The sequence below is a fragment of the Micrococcus sp. KRD128 genome (assembly GCF_017168395.1).
In the GTDB taxonomy this organism is placed as follows: domain Bacteria; phylum Actinomycetota; class Actinomycetes; order Actinomycetales; family Micrococcaceae; genus Micrococcus; species Micrococcus luteus.
Window position 1 is genome coordinate 1 of the sequence record NZ_JABFAX010000030.1, and the last position, 448, is coordinate 448.

At 71.2% G+C, this 448-nt stretch carries 1 protein-coding gene; it reads right to left on the bottom strand.

Annotation, left to right across the window (positions count from 1 at the left end; genetic code table 11):
• A partial coding sequence (locus J1M44_RS11110) for an ATP-binding cassette domain-containing protein (RefSeq protein WP_342356597.1) occupies positions 1-387 on the bottom strand: 387 nt, incomplete at its 3' end.
• Positions 388-448: the final 61 nt, after the last annotated feature.

Below are 448 nucleotides of genomic sequence, written 5' to 3' on the forward strand. Positions count from 1 at the left end.
CTCCCGGGGCGACAGCCCCAGGGCCAGCCCGCCGATCATGACGTTGCGCGAGCCTGTGAGGCCGGTGAGCAGCACCGCGTTGATGCCGAGGAGGGCGGGTCGGCCTGCGGCCCAGGCTCGCCCGCCACTCGGCGGGATGAGGCCGGCGATGGCGCGCAGCAGGGTGCTCTTGCCCGACCCGTTGCGTCCGATGATGCCGACGGCCTCGCCATGACGCACGACGAAGGAGACCTGCTTGACGGCCTGCACCTTGCGCACGGCGCCCACGTCGATCTGCTTGCGGCGCTGCAGCATTCGCTCGAGCCACGGCTGCTCGCCCTCGGTGGTCGTCGCCCTCTTGCGTGCGCCGAAGACCGTGTAGGTGACGTCGAGCTCGGAGCAGATCACGCTCGGTGCCGGTGCGCCCGGCCGCTCGCCGGCACGATCGGTGGCTGAATCAGTCACTTCC